General features: G+C 34.8%; 18 protein-coding genes. 17 read left to right on the forward strand and 1 reads right to left on the reverse strand.

Annotation, left to right across the window (positions count from 1 at the left end; all coding sequences use genetic code 11):
• Nucleotides 1-59 precede the first annotated feature (59 nt).
• The 15 genes from OMO38_RS12990 (at nucleotide 60) to OMO38_RS13060 (ending at nucleotide 15,267) form a co-directional block, all read left to right on the forward strand.
• Nucleotides 60-1,262, forward strand: a complete 1,203-nt coding sequence (locus OMO38_RS12990; protein ID WP_264750603.1) for a PepSY-associated TM helix domain-containing protein — start codon at nucleotides 60-62, stop codon at nucleotides 1,260-1,262.
• 90 nt (nucleotides 1,263-1,352) lie between these two features.
• On the forward strand, nucleotides 1,353-2,321 hold the full coding sequence (locus tag OMO38_RS12995) for an ROK family protein (protein WP_264750605.1): 969 nt from the start codon (nucleotides 1,353-1,355) through the stop codon (nucleotides 2,319-2,321).
• A 235-nt stretch (nucleotides 2,322-2,556) separates the two neighbouring features.
• Nucleotides 2,557-3,117, forward strand: a complete 561-nt coding sequence (gene msrA, locus OMO38_RS13000; RefSeq protein ID WP_264750606.1) for a peptide-methionine (S)-S-oxide reductase MsrA — start codon at nucleotides 2,557-2,559, stop codon at nucleotides 3,115-3,117.
• 232 nt (nucleotides 3,118-3,349) lie between these two features.
• Complete coding sequence (locus OMO38_RS13005; protein ID WP_264750607.1) at nucleotides 3,350-5,017, forward strand: tetratricopeptide repeat-containing sensor histidine kinase; 1,668 nt, start codon at nucleotides 3,350-3,352, stop codon at nucleotides 5,015-5,017.
• Between the two features lie 9 nt (nucleotides 5,018-5,026).
• Nucleotides 5,027-5,692, forward strand: coding sequence for a response regulator (locus tag OMO38_RS13010; protein ID WP_264750608.1), 666 nt, complete (start codon nucleotides 5,027-5,029; stop codon nucleotides 5,690-5,692).
• 299 nt (nucleotides 5,693-5,991) lie between these two features.
• Nucleotides 5,992-6,699 carry a response regulator transcription factor gene (locus OMO38_RS13015; protein WP_264750609.1) on the forward strand — a complete coding sequence of 236 codons (708 nt, stop codon included), beginning with the start codon at nucleotides 5,992-5,994 and terminating at the stop codon, nucleotides 6,697-6,699.
• 3 nt (nucleotides 6,700-6,702) lie between these two features.
• Nucleotides 6,703-8,112 (forward strand): sensor histidine kinase, encoded by a 1,410-nt coding sequence (locus tag OMO38_RS13020; RefSeq protein ID WP_264750611.1) that lies wholly within the window; start codon nucleotides 6,703-6,705, stop codon nucleotides 8,110-8,112.
• 144 nt (nucleotides 8,113-8,256) lie between these two features.
• The gene (locus OMO38_RS13025; RefSeq protein ID WP_264750612.1) at nucleotides 8,257-8,754 is read left to right on the forward strand and encodes a hypothetical protein; all 498 of its coding nucleotides are present in this window, start codon (nucleotides 8,257-8,259) and stop codon (nucleotides 8,752-8,754) included.
• Nucleotides 8,755-8,785: 31 nt separating this feature from the next.
• Nucleotides 8,786-9,634, forward strand: coding sequence for a YoaK family protein (locus OMO38_RS13030; RefSeq protein ID WP_264750613.1), 849 nt, complete (start codon nucleotides 8,786-8,788; stop codon nucleotides 9,632-9,634).
• Nucleotides 9,635-9,913: 279 nt separating this feature from the next.
• Complete coding sequence (mutL, locus tag OMO38_RS13035) at nucleotides 9,914-11,695, forward strand: DNA mismatch repair endonuclease MutL (protein WP_264750614.1); 1,782 nt, start codon at nucleotides 9,914-9,916, stop codon at nucleotides 11,693-11,695.
• A gap of 5 nt (nucleotides 11,696-11,700) precedes the next feature.
• Nucleotides 11,701-12,471 (forward strand): rhomboid family intramembrane serine protease, encoded by a 771-nt coding sequence (locus tag OMO38_RS13040; RefSeq protein ID WP_264750615.1) that lies wholly within the window; start codon nucleotides 11,701-11,703, stop codon nucleotides 12,469-12,471.
• A 3-nt stretch (nucleotides 12,472-12,474) separates the two neighbouring features.
• Nucleotides 12,475-13,467, forward strand: coding sequence for an endonuclease/exonuclease/phosphatase family protein (locus OMO38_RS13045; RefSeq protein WP_264750617.1), 993 nt, complete (start codon nucleotides 12,475-12,477; stop codon nucleotides 13,465-13,467).
• 34 nt (nucleotides 13,468-13,501) lie between these two features.
• Nucleotides 13,502-14,527 carry an endonuclease/exonuclease/phosphatase family protein gene (locus tag OMO38_RS13050; protein ID WP_264750618.1) on the forward strand — a complete coding sequence of 342 codons (1,026 nt, stop codon included), beginning with the start codon at nucleotides 13,502-13,504 and terminating at the stop codon, nucleotides 14,525-14,527.
• 4 nt (nucleotides 14,528-14,531) lie between these two features.
• On the forward strand, nucleotides 14,532-14,873 hold the full coding sequence (locus OMO38_RS13055) for a hypothetical protein (RefSeq protein WP_264750619.1): 342 nt from the start codon (nucleotides 14,532-14,534) through the stop codon (nucleotides 14,871-14,873).
• A 22-nt stretch (nucleotides 14,874-14,895) separates the two neighbouring features.
• Nucleotides 14,896-15,267: a hypothetical protein gene (locus OMO38_RS13060; protein ID WP_264750621.1), complete on the forward strand. Its 372-nt coding sequence runs from the start codon at nucleotides 14,896-14,898 to the stop codon at nucleotides 15,265-15,267.
• A 107-nt stretch (nucleotides 15,268-15,374) separates the two neighbouring features.
• On the opposite strand, the gene OMO38_RS13065 is transcribed toward OMO38_RS13060, so the two are convergent.
• Nucleotides 15,375-16,730: a serine hydrolase domain-containing protein gene (locus tag OMO38_RS13065; protein ID WP_264750623.1), complete on the reverse strand. Its 1,356-nt coding sequence runs from the start codon at nucleotides 16,728-16,730 to the stop codon at nucleotides 15,375-15,377.
• A gap of 195 nt (nucleotides 16,731-16,925) precedes the next feature.
• On the opposite strand from OMO38_RS13065, the gene OMO38_RS13070 reads away from it, so the two are divergent.
• Nucleotides 16,926-17,975 carry a sensor histidine kinase gene (locus OMO38_RS13070; protein WP_264750624.1) on the forward strand — a complete coding sequence of 350 codons (1,050 nt, stop codon included), beginning with the start codon at nucleotides 16,926-16,928 and terminating at the stop codon, nucleotides 17,973-17,975.
• A gap of 3 nt (nucleotides 17,976-17,978) precedes the next feature.
• Entirely contained in the window at nucleotides 17,979-18,698 is a 720-nt protein-coding gene (locus OMO38_RS13075; protein ID WP_264750625.1) for a LytR/AlgR family response regulator transcription factor, read from the forward strand.
• Nucleotides 18,699-18,807: the final 109 nt, after the last annotated feature.

Here is an 18,807-nt window from a genome sequence, read left to right on the forward strand (position 1 = left end):
AATTATATTTAATCTAAATAAAAATGGAAAATCTTATATTTGCACAACTTTAGAAATTCATGAAGAAAAAACATCACCCTAAAAGGAAACCGAGCCCATTCAAAAAATGGACTGGGAAACTGCATTTATGGTTCGGACTGGGAGTAGGATTTTTGATATTCATTATCTCAATTACCGGTGCTCTCTACGTATTTAAAGATGAAGTGGAAAACTTCACCCGGAAAGATGTTATTTACCACAACGAGCAAAATATTGATCAAAAAGAAATACTTCCAATCAGGGTTTTGGAAAAATCGGTTGTTGCACAGGTAAAAGAACAATATCCTGTACACTGGGTGAATATTCCTATTGATAAAAAAATGTCTTATCAGTTTTACTGGTACGAGCACAATCCGGATGCCTGGAATTATTTCGAAGAATTTCCTATCTACAAAGTTGCTTATGTCAATCCATACAACGGAAAAGTTCTACAGACGTACGACGAGAAAAATGGTTTTTTTCAGATTGTAAAAATGATCCACTGGAGTTATTTACTGAAGCAGGAATGGGGAACTTACGTTGTCGGAATTCCGGTAATTATCTTTGTCATCATGCTTATTTCCGGAATAATTCTATGGTGGCCAAAAAATAAAGCAGCCAGAAAACAACGTTTTTCATTCAAATGGCAAAATGTAAAAAGCTGGAAAAGAAAAAATTATGACCTTCATAATGTTCTAGGATTTTACGCATCTATATTTGCTTTAATATTTTCTCTTACCGGTTTGTTCTATGCATTTTTTGTTGTACAGGCGGCGTTTTATTTTATTTTTTCAGGAGGAAGTACGGTTTACCCTGATTTCTCATCCATAAAAACAAAAGCTCCCACAGAGTTGAGAACTGAAGGTACTTTAGATAAAATCAGCAATACGGTAAAGGCAAGATATCCCAATTCTTATGGCTTCGCGATTGACTTAGGACATCCTCACATCGACGATCATGAGCATCCGAATTTCGAGATTTACGTAAAACATCTATCCTATTCTTATCACAAAAGCAGCAGTTTGATTTTTGATGAAAACTCTGGAGAGCTACTTCATACGCATGATATGAAAGATAAAAATTTTGGTGAGAAAACAGTAGGTGCCAATTATGATATCCATGTAGGATCAATCTTAGGGTTGCCGACAAAAATTATTGCTTTTATCGTCAGTATAATCTGCGCTTCTCTTCCGGTAACAGGATTCTTAGTTTGGTGGGGAAGAAGAAAAAAAACAAAAAAGTAATCTGACTATTTTCAAATAAAAGTTGAGTTAAATCATTATTAATACAATCTTTTTTATAAATTTATTGCCTCGAAATTATACAATAAGAAAATGTCAGTAATAGATTTGTCAAAACAGGTTGCATTAGGTATCGATATCGGTGGAACCAATACTAAATTTGGTTTAGTAAATCACAGAGGCCAGATTTTAGCAAAAGGTTCACTTCCCACCGATCAGTATGATACTCCGGAAGCATTTATAGATGCTTTACATGAAAAAATTCAACCGTTGATCGACGAGCATGGTGTAGATAAAATGATGGAAGGCATTGGTGTAGGAGCTCCCAACGCAAACTATTACAGAGGAACCATCGAGCAGGCCCCTAACCTTCCCTGGAAAGGTGTGATTCAGTTTGCTGATCTGATGAAAGAAAAATTCGGACAGCCTTGTAAAATGACCAATGATGCCAATGCAGCAGCGTTAGGCGAAATGATGTACGGTGCAGCCAGAGGCATGAAAGATTTTATCATGATTACTTTGGGGACAGGCGTAGGAAGCGGAATCGTTTCTAGCGGACATCTGATCTACGGTCACGACGGTTTTGCAGGAGAATTAGGTCATACCATTGTAAAGCCGGGCGGAAGAAAACACTGGAGCACGGGTTCTGAAGGAAGTCTTGAATCTTATGCGTCAGCGACAGGCATTGCCATTACTGCGAAGAAAATGAGAGCTGAATTTCCTGAATCTATGCTGAATCAATATCCTGAAGATACCATCAATTCTAAAACAGTACACGAATGCGCTCTGAAGGGAGATCCTGTAGCCATCGAAGTATTCAGATATACCGGTCAGAAATTGGGTGAAGCATTAGCCAATTTTGTAATGTTCTCTTCACCGGAAGCTATTTTGCTGTTCGGAGGAGTGATCAAAGCGGGAGATTTTATTCTGAAGCCGGCAAAACTTCACATGGAAAGAAACCTTTTACCTATTTTCAGAAATAAAGTACGGTTGGTTTTCAGTGAACTTGATGAAGCGGATGCTGCTATTTTGGGAGCAAGCGCTTTGGTTTGGGAAAAATAACTGTCAACAATTTAAAATATTGAAGCATTCTCTTTGAGGATGCTTTTTGTTTTTCGTTTAAATTATTTTAATAAAAATCTGGCACAAGTTATTTGTGAAATCTATGAGTATAATTGGTGTTTAGATATTGTATTTAAAGAAGATTTGATTCTATTTTTCTTATTTTTGATAAGTTTTTCACATCCACTCTTTGGTTACAAATGAAAAACAGTTTAAACAATAAATCAATCAGAAAATGAATAAAGACAATTCACAGCAAATCACTTTCGGAGGCGGATGTTTCTGGTGTGTTGAAAGCTGTTTTAATATGTTGAAAGGAGTAGAATCTGCAATTTCAGGATATTCAGGTGGGCATACAAGCAATCCAACATATGAAGAAATCTGCACCGGCGAAACCGGACATGCAGAAGTAGTACAGATCACTTATGATCCTTCAATTATTTCTTATGATCAGTTGATGGACGTATTTTTCTTCCTTCACGATCCTACGCAGCTCAACAGACAGGGAAATGACATCGGAACACAATACCGTTCTGTAATTTTCTATAAAGATGATGCTGAAAAACAGAACGCAGAAAATGCCATCAGAGAATCTGAGGCCACAGGAAAATGGTCAGGAAAATATGTAACAGAATTGGCGGCATTTGAAAAATTCTGGCCGGCAGAGCAGTATCATCAGGGATATTATCACGTGAACCCGAACCAGCCGTACTGCAGCGCGGTAGTGGGCCCGAAAATTCAGAAGTTCAAAAAACATTTCGGAGAACTGGGAATGCTTGAGGCAGATTCAGAATAAATATTGAAACCCTTGAATTATTCAGGGGTTTTCTGTTTAAATTATTGCACGAAATGATTATTCCGATTATCCTATATCTCCAAAAAAAATTAAAACAAATTCATTTTAATAACGTAAGCGAAGAGAAATCTTCGCTTTTTTATTTGCATCTATAATTTAACATAATATTTCAGCATCTGCCTATTAAAATATCATCATTTTTCCTAATTTGCACGATAAAACCAACGCCTTCATGAAATCTTTATTTTCTACTGTTTTACTAGTTCTCCTTTTTTCCTGCAACAAGAATAAACCGACAGATGAAAATAAAAATACAAGCAATTCATTTTATGACAAAGCCGTTGTATTTAGGGATTCTAAAGTTTCAGATTCTGCATTTTACTATTACAACCTTGCAAAAGATCAGTTTTTAAAAACGCACGATTCACTGAGAGCCGCAAAATCATTGATCAACATGGCCATTATTCAAAGTGGTAAGGGCGACTGTCACGGCAGTATAGAAACTTCCTTGGAAGCTAACCGATATCTTACCAATGAGAAAGACAGTCTCATCAGGGAATTGTTGGCGTCTAACTACAACAGCATCGGAATTTCATCCTCATTTTTGTACCGGTATAAAAATTCAATCGATTCTTATAAAAAAGCAATCGGTCTGACTTCTGTAGATGAAAACAAAAAAGTATTTTACAATAATCTGGGTGACGCACTTTTAAGTGAAGGTAAAAGTAAACAGGCTATACTTTGCTTTCAGAAAGCACTGGAGGTATCCGACAGCATAAGTTATGCAAGAGCTCTGCACAATCTTGCGAGAGCTGAAGCTTCTGATGACAAGAACTTTGATCCTTTACCACTCTACTACAAAGCATTGAAAATACGCCAGAATCAGAATGACATCGCTGGTCAAAATTCTAGTTTTGCAGAGCTGTCCAGTTATTACAGCAGCACGGACAAAAAAAAGGCCTTGGAATTTGCAGAAAAAATGCTTAAAACGGCAGATGAACTGGACAGTCCTGATGATAAACTCCAGGCTTTACGGAAGATTATCAATTTAAATCAGAATCAAATATCAAAATACTTTGATCAGTATCAAAATCTTAACGACAGTGTTCAAAGGTCAAGAAACGATGCTAAAGATGAGTTTGCCTACATCAGATTTGGAGTAGAAAAAGAAAAAACTGAAAATCTAAAGCTGAAAACAGACAGAGTACAGAGAGAAAATCACATTTTCAGACAGTATTTTTTAGTCGGAATTCTAATTTTGGTTTTAATTATCATTTTTATCTGGTTTCAAAAGAGACATAAAATTCAGATACAGAAAAATGAGCTGAAACTGAAAGATTCAGAACTGAAAATTTCTAAAAAGGTACACGATGTGGTGGCTAACGGAATTTATCATGTGATGACAGAAGTTGAAAATCAACAGGAAATTAACCGCGAAAGCATTTTGTATAAGCTCGAAAGCGTGTATGAAAAATCAAGAAATATTTCTTACGAAACAGCTGAGAACAGAACTGAAGAGCCTTTCAGTGATAAAATTTCAAAACTTCTGAGCACCTTTCAGAGTGAAAACAGAAAAATATTCATCATCGGGAATGAAAGCAATATCTGGGACGGACTATCTGAACTCAAAAAAGAAAATATCTATCATATTCTGCAGGAATTAATGGTAAATATGAAAAAACACAGTGAAGCCGACCTTGTCGTTATACGATTTGAACGAACTGACAATCAGATCAATATCAACTATTCTGATAACGGAATCGGAATTGCAAATGAAAAAACTCACAAAAATGGACTCCGAAATACGGTAAACCGCACAAAAGTTCTCGGTGGAAGAATTAATTTTGAAACCGAAACCGAAACAGGACTGAAGATCGAGCTGAGCCTTCCTGTTTTTTAAAAAAAACACATGTTTAAAAAAGTTTTAATTGCAGAAGATTATGAAAGTGCCAATCTTTCGGTACAGAGAGTTCTGGAAGATCTTAAAATAGAAGATGTAGACCATGTCTACTACTGTGATGACGCCTTGGCAAAAATTAAAAAAAGCCTGAGAGACGGCAATCCATATGACTTGCTGATTACTGATTTATCATTTGAAGAAGATCATTATGTTCAGAATATAAAAAGTGGTAAAGAACTCTTACAGGCAGCTAAGGCAGAACAAGCTAATTTAAAAGTTATCGTTTTTTCAGGAGAAAGTAAGTCAGGAATTATAGATTCACTTTTTACAGATTTCCAAATTGACGGTTATGTACGTAAAGCGAGATACGACAGCAAAGAACTTTCCCAGGCTATTAAAACGGTGTATAAAGACGAGAAACATCTGGCACTGGACGTTCAGCAGTCGGTAAAAAAGATGAATACCTACGAGATTACCAAGTATGACACACAAATTATCTCACTGCTGGCGAACGGAACTTTTCTGAAAGATATTCCTGCAGTTCTAAAATTAAAAAACATCAGTCCGAGCAGTTTAAGTGCAGTTGAGAAGAGAATTAGCCTGTTAAAAACTTCATTAGGCGTCAAAAGCAATGAGCATTTGATCGCTTTTTGTAAAGATTTGGGAATTATTTAATAAAATTACGTTACCACGTAATAAATATCAAAAAATTATGAATATTTTTGCCAAAGCTATTAAGATTTAACGCTGTTGAAACAATAGTTAAAAGCTCGGGTAAAAACTAATAAGAAACAGAAGCGGAAAGTAATTTCCGCTTTTTTTATTTTAAAAATCTCCTGTAAAAATTGGGTGAAGCATTTATATTCTTTTGCTTATTTTTGTCTAATTCGGTTAGTTTAATGCTTCCGACTTTATTTTTTTAAATAAATTTCTAAAGTTGTCAGCAAGATTTACCTAAAAAAAAAGATTTCAAAGTGAAAAAAATTGTTCTGATTGAGGATGAAACCAGCGTAGTTTCTTTTATTAAAAAAGGACTTCAGGAAAAGGGATATGATGTTTCGGTGGCATTTGACGGACTGACCGGTGTAAGCCTGGTGCAGGAGAATGATTTCGAACTCGTGATTTTAGATATTATGCTTCCAGGAATGAATGGCCTTGATGTCTGCAAAGAAATCAGAAAAACCAATAAACACGTTCCTATTCTTTTTCTGACGGCCCTGGGAAGTTCTGAGAATATTGTTCTCGGGCTCGAAAGTGGCGGTGATGATTATCTGGTGAAACCTTTTAAGTTTATTGAATTAGTTGCCAGAATTAAGTCATTATTGAGAAGAAGTGTTCCCATCGCGACTCCCGAAGTTACCGAAGATGAAACTTTTAATGAATATCTTTTTCAGTTTTCAGATCTGAAAGTGAATGATTACACGAAAAAAGTAACGCGCGCCGGAGAAGAAATTTCTCTTACCTCTACAGAATATAAATTATTGATGTACTTCCTCAACAATCCTGAAAAAGTGATCTCCAGAGCTGAAATTCTGGATGCAGTATGGGGAGTAAATTACGAGCTGGGAACAAATGTAGTAGATGTTTACGTTAATTATTTAAGAAAGAAAATAGATAATCAGGATGACAAAAAACTCATCCACACAGTTATCGGAATGGGTTATGTACTGAAAAAACCTTAGCAGATGCCGAATAAAGTGATAACAAATCAGACCAAAACGATGGTGCTTTTGATGGTTGTTTTTATAACCGTCATTTCGCTTTTCGGTGGATTGGTTTATTTCTCTATCGTAAATTTTTCACATCAGCGTTTCTATGAGCTTTTAAAAATCCGTACAACTACCATCGTGCAGATCGAAAAAAGCAAACAACAGCTTGATCTACCTGAGAATCACATTCTCAACAGTTTAAATGAAGAAGAACTTCCTATGGAACGGGATTATGTTTTTGCTGTTCCTGCAGATTCTAATTTTAAAAACATTTCCAAAGAAGTACACATTCCCGATACTTTTTTTAAAAATATCATCAGAAAAGGAGAAGCCAATTACAATGACAAAGAGTTTTACTACATCGGTCAGTCATTTAAATTTAATCAAAAAGAATATATTGCCATTGCTTCTGCAAAAAACCATTATGTTGTTTATTATCTGGGATTTCTAAAGAGAACAATTATCACCTGTATGGTACTCTCCATCTTCTTCAGTATGATTTTTTCTTTCTATCTGTCTAAAACATTATTCAAACCTATTCTTAAAATCACCGGTAAAGTAAAGGAAATCAGTTCAGAAAATCTGCATTTAAGACTGGAACCACAGCCGGACAACAGAGAATTAAACGAATTGGTAGAAACGTTCAACACCATGTTGACAAGAATTGAGACCTCTTTTGAAACCCAGAATCATCTGATCGGAAATGTTTCTCATGAGTTGAGAACTCCGCTTACATCAATCATGGGGGAAGCGGATGTAGCACTTTCTATAAACCGAACCGCTGATGAATACAAAGAAACTTTAGAAATTATCCTCGATGAAGCTGAGAAGCTTGACAAAAAGATTAAAGCACTTCTGATCATTGCACAGACAGGTTTTGACGGGAAAATTCAGAAAATTGATAAAGTGAGAATTGATCAGTTGCTATGGGACGTTATTGAAACCATCAGAAAGATTGATTCCCGCAACAACATTTACCTTGATATCAGCATGCTGCCGGACAATCCTAAGAAACTTAAAGTTCAGGGGAATGAGCAGCTTCTTCACCTTGCAGTTGCCAATATTGTGAATAACGGATGTAAATACTCAAATTTTCAGCAGGTGAAAGTATCTTTGGGTGCTACAGATACAGATGTTTACATCATTATCAAAGATACCGGAATCGGAATTCCTGAACAGGAAATGGATAAAATTTATGATCCTTTCTTCAGAGCTTCCAATACTAAAAACTATGAAGGTTATGGGATCGGTCTTCCACTCGCACGAAATATTGTGAGAATGCATAATGGCGAGCTGATTGTAAGTTCACACGAAAATCAGGGAACAACTGTACAGCTTCGCTTTCCTACTATTTATGCAGCTCAGCAGGAAGAAAAACAATCTTAGCTTCAAAATGAAACATTTCATACCATGAAATTCTAATCTCATTTTAATCTCTTTAATTACATTTTAATTTCGTTCCAAAGGTCCTCTAATCTTACAGATATAGATTTGTATTATCAAAATAGGTAATCACAAAATCTTAAAGATATGATCAAGACCATTTTAATTGCAACAGACTATTCTCTTGAATCTTTAAATATTTTAAAGAAAGTTTTAAAGGAGAAAGACTCTACAGAAGAAAATACACAATACAACATTATGCTTGTATCGGGTTATGATATGGGAGATTCTATCAGAGATCTTTTATTCAATACCAAAGGAACGGTTTTTAACAAAATCAGATCAAAAGAATTCTGTGATGCGTACAGCATCATCAAAAATAAATATCCACACCTGGTTAATAAAATCGTTTGCGACATTTTCACAGGAAGTTTCCAGCGGGCATTCAATAATTATCTGAAAGCAGAAAATATTGAAGAAGCTTACTACACACCGTCTTTGAAAGATAAAAATACAAAAGGGAAATTTGACCTGGCACCTTACATCAAAAAGGCTAAGGATATTCAGGTGAAGGAAATAACTCTTACCGTGCAGGAATTTATGCCGGAAAGAGGAAGACTTGCAGAAGTTTTTGTTGAAGTTTAAAGTTAAATATTAACTACTTAAAATTTAAAAAATGTTAAGAAATTATAGTAACAGCAGGACATTGGGAGACAATATAAGACTGGGGACGCTGACTGCATTTACAGCAGGAACTATAAACATTGCATCTCTACTTATATTTTTATCCTTTACCTCAAACGTAACAGGTCACTACGCTGTATTCGCCGCAGAAATCAGTAAAGGTAACTGGTCACAGGTTGCCGTAGTCGGTGCATGGATTTTTTTATTCTTCTTCGGAAGCTTTACCGCAAACTTTTTCGTGATTAATTTTAATAAGAAAAGTAAATATTTTGCCCACGCAATGCCACTGATCTTAGAGATTTTATGTCTCGTTGGAGTAGGTTTTTACGGGCAGTTCTATTACCGAAAAACGCTTGAGGAAGCTGAATTTCTTGTAGCCTTAATGCTTTTCGCAACTGGTTTACAGAATGGTCTGACGGCAAGTATATCTAACTTTTTGGTTAAAACAACCCACCTTACCGGTACAACTACCGACTTGGGAATTTTAGCATCCATGTTTACACATAAAAAATACAGAAAGAACCCTGAACTGATTGCAAGAGCAAAACTTCTGTCAAGTATTATGGTCGCTTACGTTTTCGGAGCTATTTTCTCTGGACTGGTTTATTATTCTTTAGAATTCAGTGTATTTTACATTATCAGTTTATGTTTATTGGTCGTAATCGGATATGATTTTTACAAGATCAACATCAGACACTTCAGAACCAATTACCGCTATTCAAAAATATACAACAAACCAAATTTCATGGCGTATATGTATGACAAAATCCATGGAAATGGAGAGGTGGTAATCAACACCCATAAGAAAGAAAAATCTAAGCTTGTCTTAGAAGAATCTTAAGATCATTAATCAACCGACAGCACAAATCGTATATACTTAGTTTTTGTAGCCTCTATTTGTTTTACAAATGGGGGCTTTTTTAATCGGTTTTTTACTTTTTAAATAGCTGTCATAATTTTTGATGGGCAGAACTCGGAAGTTCCGACGGGCCAATCTTCATTTTTTGTAATGTTCAACGACATTGATTGGTATATTTTAAATACTTAATTTTTAATTCATCGCCTATTTATTTTAATTCTTATTTCCTTTGACTATTTTTGTAAGTTCATTTATCATTTTATGTCAGATATTATTCAGCTTTTACCGGATCATGTAGCCAACCAAATTGCCGCGGGTGAAGTGGTGCAGCGACCTGCCTCTATTGTAAAAGAACTTTTGGAAAATGCCATCGATGCCGGAGCTTCAAAAATAGAACTGATTATAAGAGATGCAGGTAAAAACCTCATTCAGGTGGTTGATGATGGAAAAGGAATGTCTGAAACCGACGCCAGAATGGCTTTTGAAAGACACGCTACTTCAAAAATAAGAGCGACTGATGATATCTTTAAGATTGCTACAAAAGGTTTCCGTGGCGAAGCTCTGGCTTCTATTGCCGCAGTTTCACAAGTCGAACTGAAAACCAAACAGGCAGAATCTCCGTTAGGAACCAATATTTACATTGAAGGAGGAACTTTTCAGTTTCAGGAACCGGTACAGACCGCTGAAGGATCTAATTTTTTAGTTAAAAATCTGTTCTACAACGTTCCTGCGAGAAGAAAGTTTCTGAAAAACAACAATATAGAATTCAGACACGTCATTGATGAATTTCAGCGCGTGGCGTTGGCGCATGAGAATTTAGAATTTTCCATGTTTCATGATGACGATCCAGTTTTTAGGTTGAGAAAGGGAACACAGATGCAGAGAATTGTAGATGTTTTCGGCAGAAAGCTTCATCCGCAATTGATTCCTATTAAAGAGGATATTCTTTGGTGTAAACTTCATGGATTTGTTGCCAAACCTGAAGGCGCCAAGAAAACACGTGGTGAGCAGTTTCTTTTCGTAAACGGAAGATTTTTTAAAAGTCCATATTTCAACAAAGCAGTTCAGGAAGCTTTTGAAGGATTGCTTTTACCTGGATATATTCCTACATTTTTTCTTTTCCTGGAATTAGATCCTGAGAAAATTGATGTGAACATTCATCCTCAAAAAACGGAGGTGAAATTTGAAGATGAACATTTGATTTTTGCTTTAATCCGTTCTACCATTAAAAGATCTTTAGGGATTTATAACATTGCACCCAGCTTAGATTTTGAAAGAGATCCGCAGTTGGATGAGATGATGCAGAAAAGTTTTCCGAGCAAAAGCAATAACTCTGGTGGAAGCTTAAAAATGCCGGAGATTATTGTAGACCGTGATTACAATCCATTTTTAGAGGAAAGAGAAACTTCAAAAGCTGAAATTCAGAATCTTACAGAAATGTATCATCAGAATATTTCTGCAGAGCCTTCAAAAATCAATCTTTTTGAAGATGAAGACTTTGATGAAGACTTGATGAGGCTTCCGAATGGATATTGGCTCTTCAATAAAGGAGACAGAACGCTGATGCTCGATTTAGGCAGAATGCACCGATTGCTGGTTGCCGAAAACAGTAAAAATGTCAAGAAAGGTAACGTGAGTCATGCTTTATTGTTCTCTTTGGAGTATCACATGAACGAAATCGAGAAGAATAAATACAAATCGATTAAAAAATTTCTGCCGGAACTCGGGTTTGACATGAAAATTGCACATGAGAACGTGCTTAGAATCGACACCGTCCCTGAAGGACTGAAAGAAACTCAGGTAATGAAGTTTCTGGAAAATCTTTTCGACATTCTGGAATATAAAACCGAAGATGAATTTATGCAGTTTTACCACAATCAGTGGGCAAAAATGCAGTCGAAATCAAGGTTTGATTTTATTTATAAGGCTGATGCTGAGCAATTAATTAAAGACTTCACTGCATTGGGTTTCCCGGAATTTTTACCCACAGGAAAAAGATGCTTTTATGAAGTTCCTTTTAATGATTTTAAAAATAAATTTTAAAGTACATGTTTAATAATATACCGCCGTTAACGAAGAATATCATTATTATCAATATTGTTGTTTATGTAGTAACCAATTTTATTCTATATGCTTTTCAAAATTTCGAATTCTATTTTTCATTAGCTTCGTATTATCCTTTTTCTCCATTCTTTAAATCTTGGCAGATTATAACATCTATGTTTATGCACGCTCCTATCAATGATGGTTCGGGCTTAATGCATATAGTATTCAATATGTTTATGCTTTATAATTTTTCGTTCATGGAAAATATTTTAGGAGGTAAAAGATTCCTTCTTCTTTATTTCTTAAGCGGGATAGGTGCTTATGTATTATTTAATGCCTGGGAATTTGTTCAAGTTGAAATATTCGCAACACAATTAGAAAATCTCGGTTTTAATATTTATGAGTATTTTTCTGATACTGCAGAAGTTTTTAAAGGAAGTGCAGATGAAATTGCTACTCAAAAAGATTTAGTTTCAAAAATCACACGGATAATATCGACGCCCTTAGTAGGAGCTTCTGGAGCTATCTTTGGTGTTTTAGCAGCGTTCGCAACAATTTTCCCTAATGCTAAATTAGATATTTTGTTCATACCATTTCCAGTTAAAGCAAAACACTTATTAATATTTACTATTATAATTTCAATTTTCTTAGGTTACAGTGATAGAGGCAATGATGGAGGCACAGCACATCTTGCTCACGTTGGAGGTGCATTAGTAGGTTATCTACTTGCAAGAATTTGGAAAAAACATATCAATAGATTTAATCAAATTTAACCCGTGAAAATTTTTCGCCTAATTCTCTTTATCGCTCATTTAGGATTACTTTTTCTTTTAACTGGAGTTTTACTGAACGCTTATATTCCACCAAAAGTTTTTCCGTGGTTTAATCTGTTATCTTTAGGATTTCCTTTGTTAATGTTGGGATATGTTCTGCTTACCTTTTTCTGGATTTTTTCCTGGAAAAAAAGAGCATTTGTATTTATGTTTCTGGGATTATTCTTTCTGAATCCTGTAAAACGATGGGTTAATTATTCAACAGATAAAAAAGAAACCGCCAATCTTAAAATAGTATCTCTGAATGTAAAAGGAGGAAGACTGGGTACAGAAAATATTCAGAATTTTATTAACCAACAGAATGCTGATATCGTTCTGATTCAGGAGGATGCAGATTTTGAATATCAATTTAAAAATCTTAAAAAAGATTATAAAAACCCTGTTGTAGGAACGTATTCAAAATACAAAACTGTCGGACATAAAGAATTGTTCGCAGGCATGTATACTGAAAGGTTCAATGCGTTTTCAGAGTATACAGATATAGAGATTAAAGGAAAAACGTACCGAATCATCAACAACTATCTTCAGCCGTTTAAGTTTGAAAAAAGTATGGTAAAACTCAATGGCAACAGTCAAGAAGATGAACAGAAGGTAAAAGATATTGTAAAGAGGCTTATTCCGACATTTAAAATGCATCAGGAACAGATAGACATTATCAGAGAGAGTATCGATGAATCGCCGTATCCTGTAATTATAGCAGGAGATTTTAATTCCGTTCCCAACTCGTACGAATATTACCATTTGGGTAAAGGTTTAAATGATGTGTTTTTTGAAACAGGAAAAGGGAGCGGCACCAGTTTTCATGATTACAAATATCCTCTAAGAATTGATTTTGTATTTTCATCACCTTCAATAAAGCCTGTTAGCTATCACGTTGACAGCAGTGTAAAACTGTCTGACCACTTTCCTGTAGTGGCAACATTCAAACTGGACTAATATTTCTGTGATTTTATGATTTGAAGCACGTTCATTGGCAGAATTTTTGTTACTGAAAGGTATATCTGAGTTCTTAATGAAGCGTGCACATGTATTTTTGGTTTTTCACTGTTTATTAATTGTATTACTGCTGAGCACCTTTGCCAATGCCTGGATCTCCCCAAATTATTTCAGCGAACTCAATTTACTTTCTTTAGCGTTCCCATATCTGATTATTCTTCACCTGATACTTACATTGATTTGGTTTTTCAAGAATAAGAAAATTGCAACTGTTTTTTTACTTTCAACTTTTATTTTCTGTAATCCCGTGAGACGGTGGGTAAATTTTACACCACAACAGTTGGCTCATTCCAAAAAAAACGAGATCAAAGTTTTGACCTTTAATGTAAAATACGGAAGTTCCGGCTGGCCAACAGTTAAAAAATATATTACCGATCAGAACGCAGACATCATTCTCGTGCAGGAAAGAGACACCATCACTGCCTTCAGGAAGGATCTGGTAAAATATCCTTCCGTCATTTTGAAAACCAGACACAAAATTTTGCGTCAGCATGATTTAATTAATGATAAATCAAAAGGAAATTCATTTTATGCAGATGTAGATATTAACGGAAAAATTATCCGGGTGATCAATGTCTATCTTGAACCTTTCAGACTCAACAAAAACATGCTCGGCATGGAAGACAAAAACTGTCATAAAGAAGAAAAGAATAAATTAGCAGCTCTGTTTTCACGTTTGATTCCGACCTTTAAAGCACATGAAGCTCAGGTAAATAAAATCCGGAAAGCTGTTGATCACTCGCCCTATCCTGTAATTTTAGCGGGAGATTTCAATTCTGTTCCCAATTCATGGGAATACTATAATTTAGGTGAAAATCTCAACGATGCCTTTATGGCGGTAGGAAATGGAAGTTCAACAAGTTTTCACGATTATAAATTTCCTTTAAGAATAGATTATATTTTTAGTTCAAAAAGTATTACTCCTCTAAATTACAAAGTTGATTATTCCGTAAAATTATCAGATCACTATCCTGTAATTGCAGAATTTCTATTAAATTAGTTCCATGAAAAAAGTATTGGCTGCAGGATGTATTATTTCCGTTTCTTTAATTGCCTGTTCTAAACGAGAATCTGCAAACACCAATGAAACCCAGATGGTTCAGCCGCATTACGACACTACGGCCGTTGATTCTTTTTCGGCAGGTGCAACAACGGTAGATATTGTAAGACAGATAAGAATGTCTTCTCAGAAATATCAGGACTCTTTGAAAGAAGCTGCAAAAATTGAACAGGAAGAAAAGCGTATCACTGCAGAACTTGAAAAAGAAAACAAGAAAAAAGCAGAAGAAGAGAAGAAGTTGAAAGCAAAAGAAAAAGATGTCACTTCTGCACCAAAATCTGAATAATAACAAAATCAAAACATACAAAATGAAAAAACACATTATCGCAACAGTTGCGGTCTCAGCATTTATCGTAAGCTGTACTCAGTCTACATCAAAAACTGAAAAAATTGAAAATCCTGACGGATCTGTAACTACAACCACCACTACCGAAAGCCGTACAGGATTTGTAGATACCGCCAAAGTGGATAAAATAAAATCTGACGTTAAAAGTACGGTTAGCAAAACCGGCGAAACCATCAATGAAGCAGGAAAAGATATTAAAACTGAAGCTAACAAAGTTGGTAAAGATCTCAAATCCGGCGCTCAGGAAGTTGGGAAGGATGTTAAAAGCACTGCAGCAAAAGGTGCTCAAAAAGTAGAGGATGCTGCAAAAAAGCTGAAAGAAGATCTTAAATAGCTGTTGGCAATTGGCTTTCAAATTAGGCTTATAAAAAGCTTTACAAAAAAGTAAAACCGCAGAAAATTCTGCGGTTTTTTTATGCATTATTCCATTTAAATAGTATCTTATTTCACCTTTTTACAATTAATCGATTGCTTCCCCTGCGTCAATTTAATCCCAGTAACTTCGTCTTTTTTGCCGAGCAAGAATTGGAGTTCTGCGCCAGCTTCGAAAGAATAAAAATCGTTATCACCTCTCCTTTTCAGCAATGCTTTTCTGCTTTCTTTTTCGTTCTCGTCTTCGTTGTACATTTCGATGAATAGATGATTTTTTCCTGCCTGAGTTATTTTAAATTTGCCTAAAGTAATCAATCCGGCGAGTTTTGCTTTGTATATTCCATTGTAAATTTCTGTTGGTGGCGCGGTTTTACTTTGATAAGTTGTAAAATCGGGCGTTTTATATTTTTTCTGATAATATTTTGAAGCTACAGCAACAACCATCTCGTTCAATTTCACATTGGTGCCGTTTGTGAGAATGACAATACTGAATTGATCCTCAGTTAAATACGCAGCACCAGAGCGGAATTCATCGATTCTTCCTGTGTGTCCGTAACCTATTTTTCCGTAGAATGGTGTTTTTTGAAAACCATATCCGAATGCTGTTGCATTGGTTTTTTCCATTTGCTCTAGTGATTTTTTTGAAACCAGATTTCCATTAAAAAGTGCATGCATCAGTTTCGACAAATCTTCTGTCGTAGAAACGATATTTCCTGCGGAAAAAGTAAAACTTGGGTGCGTATCAGATTCTTTAGACCAATTTTCTCCGTCAAATAGATAAGAATTATTTCTTTTAGAATATTCAGTTTCAGAAGTTTCGCAATAGGTATTTTGCAATCCGATTTTGTTGGTAATTCTTGCTTTTACATTCTCTGCGTAAGATTTCTTGGTAATATCTTCTATGATAAAACCCAAAAGTGTGTAGTTAGAATTGCTGTAACTGCAATCTTTTTCCGGCTTGAAATCGGGTTTTCCTTGTTGGATGATTTTGAGTAAATCTTCTCTTGTGTAATTTTTATTTTTTTGGTTGTAATAATCTTCCCATTCCAGGTAATTGTAGATTCCGCTGGTGTGGTTCAACATACTCCCGATGGTAATAATCTCGGAATTTTTAATGGCAGGAAAATAGGTATTGAGCTTCGTATCAAGTGATAATTTACCTTCCTCGATGAGTTGAAACACAACTACAGCCGTAAAAATTTTGGTGATAGAACCAATTCTATATTGATCGGAATTGTTTGCAAATTTGTTGAAATCGCCTTTGTAAACCGTTTCACCATTTTTTTGAAGCATCACACTTCCAGAAAATGCATTGTTTTCCTGAAAATAATTCAACAGGCTGTCAATCGATTTTTTGTAATCTGAGTTTTGGGCTGAAACGAAACCAAAAACATTTAATACAATTAAAAAGCAGAGTTTTTTCATAGTTCAATCTTTATTTAATGTAAAAGTATGTTGATCACCGCAGTTTATTTTGGTTTTTTTGACCAATACCACTTCAACTTGGACGTAAATTTTTGGTAATGAATAATCAATGTTTGTCAATAAAAAACACGTATTCGTGTAAAAAATAATCTTCTGGTTCCGAAAATATTTAACTTAGCGCTTTTATGTTAACAAATGAAATTATTGAAAGGATTTAATTTTCTGAGATTATTCTTAAACCTTGTATTCACAGGCTTTATACTATTTGCTGCGGTTAATAATAATGAGAAAAATTTGCATTTAAGTTTTATTTTTCTTTACAATATTTTGCTTTTCGTTCCTGCGTGGATTAATAATTTTTGGTTCCTTCCGAAACTTCGAAAGAACAAGAAAATAAAGCGTTATTTAATTTCTGTACTTGCGCTTTTTATCGCTTCAATCATTACTTTAGGGCAATATTTGAAATGGTTGTATTCTCAATTTAACACCACAAAATTGGTCGATTTTACACCATTTGCGATTACTTCTCCAGCACCAAAATCATTAGAAAAATATCAACATTATGTTGATGTCTTTCCAGGAATTCTCGTTTTAATGATTGTGATGACGATTGGTTATGCGGTGCAAGAATTTTTATTAAAAATTAAAAAAGAAGAAAAAATAAATACCCAACAAACCCTTGCAGAATTGAGTTTGTTGAAATCCCAAATCAGTCCGCATTTTCTTTTTAATGTTTTGAACAGTTTATACGCTTTATCGCTTAAAAAATCGGAGGAAACGCCGGATGTCATTTTGAAACTGTCTGATATTCTGCGATATTCTTTGTATGAATCGCAGGAAAAAGAAATCTCCATCATCAAAGAAATTCAAATTCTGAATACGTATATTGATATTGAAAAACTAAGGATTTCTGAAAATGCAAACATCACTTTTAATCATGATGAAGTAAAAGATTCGGTGAAAATTGCGCCAATGCTTTTGTTGTCATTGATAGAAAATGCTTTCAAACACGGCACCGATTCTACCATCGAAACTTCCCATATCAAAGCTTTTTTAAGTTGCGCTGATAAAAGTCTTATCTTTAATTGTGAAAATAGTTTTAAAGAATCTTCACAAAAAGATTTTGGCGGAATTGGCATAGAAAACATCCGAAAACGCCTGCAATTGCTGTATCCATCAAAACATATTTTTGAAATTGAAAAATACAAAGACACATTCAAAGTTACCCTCGAAATAAAATTTTAGAAAATGACGAAAATAAGATGTTTGGTAGTTGACGATGAAAAGCTGGCTCAGGAAGTTTTGATTCATCATATTTCAAAATTTGAGATTTTGCAGCTAGAAGGCGTTTGCAATAATGTTTTTGAATTGATTGCGTTTTTAAATAAAGACAAAAATATCGATTTGATTTTTTTAGACATCAAAATGCCCGAAATCGGCGGAACAGATTTTGTGACGATGTTCAATAATCCGCCTGCAATCATCTATACAACGGCTTTTAACCAATATGCTTTGGATGCTTTTGACCAAAGTGCGATAGATTATTTGCTGAAACCAATTTCTTTGGATCGTTTTTCTAAAAGCATTCAAAAAGCAACTCAATTTTTAAGACCAAATCAATCATCAAATTCAATTATTATTGAAAAAAACGACGACAATTTCTATGTAAAAAGCGATAAACGTTTGGTAAAAATTAACCCAGAAGAACTGGTTTATATCGAAGGAATGCGCAATTACATCTACCTACATACCGAAACCGATAAAATATTGGTTCACGGAACCTTGGCTTCTGTGGAAGAGAATTTGAAACATCTGGATTATATTTGCCGCGTTCACAAATCGTTTTTCATTAACCTTAACAAAATCAATTATTTGGAGCAACATGTTATTTTGCTGAGCAATAAAAAAAGTATTCCTATTGGTTTGAGTTATCGCGAGCAGGTGTATGAAAGGTTGAGGATAATTTGAGGGAAGTTATTATTTTTTCGATGTTTAATCAATTCAATGCTTTTAGGATAAATCAACAGTTCGCTCTACAGAGCTTTTTTTGGGGACTTATTTTTTTAATTAAGAGTAA

This window comes from Chryseobacterium kimseyorum (assembly GCF_025971945.1).
Taxonomy (GTDB): Bacteria; Bacteroidota; Bacteroidia; order Flavobacteriales; family Weeksellaceae; genus Chryseobacterium; species Chryseobacterium kimseyorum.